This window comes from Streptomyces cellostaticus, from assembly GCF_023630175.1.
Classification (GTDB): Bacteria; Actinomycetota; Actinomycetes; order Streptomycetales; family Streptomycetaceae; genus Streptomyces; species Streptomyces cellostaticus_A.
This window is the reverse complement of the sequence record NZ_JALLIN010000127.1, coordinates 1-1,345: the sequence shown is the minus strand read 5'-3', so window position 1 is coordinate 1,345 and position 1,345 is coordinate 1. Positions and strand designations below refer to the sequence as shown.

At 67.1% G+C, this 1,345-nt stretch carries 1 protein-coding gene; it reads left to right on the top strand.

Translation table 11 applies throughout. From position 1 onward, the window contains the following. The first annotated feature begins 258 nt into the window (after positions 1–258). Positions 259–1,329, top strand: coding sequence for an IS110 family transposase (locus tag MXD57_RS31275; RefSeq protein WP_250405586.1), 1,071 nt, complete (start codon positions 259–261; stop codon positions 1,327–1,329). Positions 1,330–1,345: the final 16 nt, after the last annotated feature.

Genomic DNA, 1,345 nt, shown 5'->3' with positions numbered 1-1,345 from the left:
TGTCAGTCTTCTCGCACCGGATCCCGCAAGGATCGGGTAGCCCCGGCCGAGGTGGTCTGACTCCTGCTTACGACTGACCCCACGGGTGTCCTGGCGTTGATCTGTCGACCGCCCGGCCGGGCACGCAGCAAGCGCTGCCGCCGGACGGACGTGACCTGATAAGAGCCTGGAGCCGACTCGCCAAAGCGTCCCCGTGACAGTCCTGTCCGTCCGGCCGGCGACAGCGTGCACCCCACGCTACCGACCGGAAGGAACACCGTGCACCTCAGCGAGGACCCCAGGTCCGGGCACGTCGTGATCGGCGTGGACACGCACAAGCACATACACGTCGCAGCAGTGATGGACACAATCGGCGGGATTCTGGCCACCTTGACCGTTCCCACCGACACCGGCGGTTTCCAGCAGCTGCACGACTGGGCGGCCTCGTTCGGCAGAGTCCTGGCCTTCGGGATCGAGGGAACCGGCTCCTACGGCGCCACGTTGGCTTCGTTCCTGCGCAGGCGCGGCCACAAGGTGGTCGAGGCGGGCCGTCCGGACCGGCGGCTGCGGCGTATGAACGGAAAGTCCGACACTCTGGACGCCGAGAACGCTGCCCGCGCCGTGCTCGCCGGGTTCGCGACCGCCACGCCGAAGAGCGCCGACGGCGAAGCCGAGATGATCCGCCAGCTCAAGGTCGCCCACGACCAGGCCGTTGAACAGCGCGCCGCAGCGATGGTCACGATCAAGGCGATGCTGGTCCACGCCCCAGACACACTGCGCCATGAGACGGCGGGCAAGACACAGATCACCCTGGCACGGCATCTGGCGGCGTTGCGTCCTCGCCGCCTGGAAGCACCCGAGGACACACTGCGTCACACCCTGCGCACGCTCGCCAAGCGCTGGCAGTACCTGGACGCCGAGGCCAAGGAACTGACGAAGATGCTCGCCGACCTGGTCCAGCGGGCAGCCCCGCAATTGCTCGAGTCTTTCGGCATCGGGGTGGACACCGCCGCAGAGATCCTCGTCGTCGCCGGCGACAACCCTGAAAGGATCAAGTCCGAGGCTGCCCTCGCCAAGCTCGCGGGAATCGCTCCCGTACCCACCGGCTCAGGCATGACCAGCGGCAGGCATCGCATCAACCACGGCGGCCACCGGCAGCTGAACGCCGCGATCTACCGAACCGTCATCGTCCGGATGCGGTTCCACCAACCCACGATCGACTACGTCGCCCGCCGCACAGCCGAGGGCAAGACGAAACGCGAGATCATTCGCTGCCTCAAGCGCTACGTCATCCGCGAGGTCTACCACCTGCTCCGACCCGCCCCCCAGCCAGCCTGCGCAGCGAGTTGACAACTATAGGAGCATC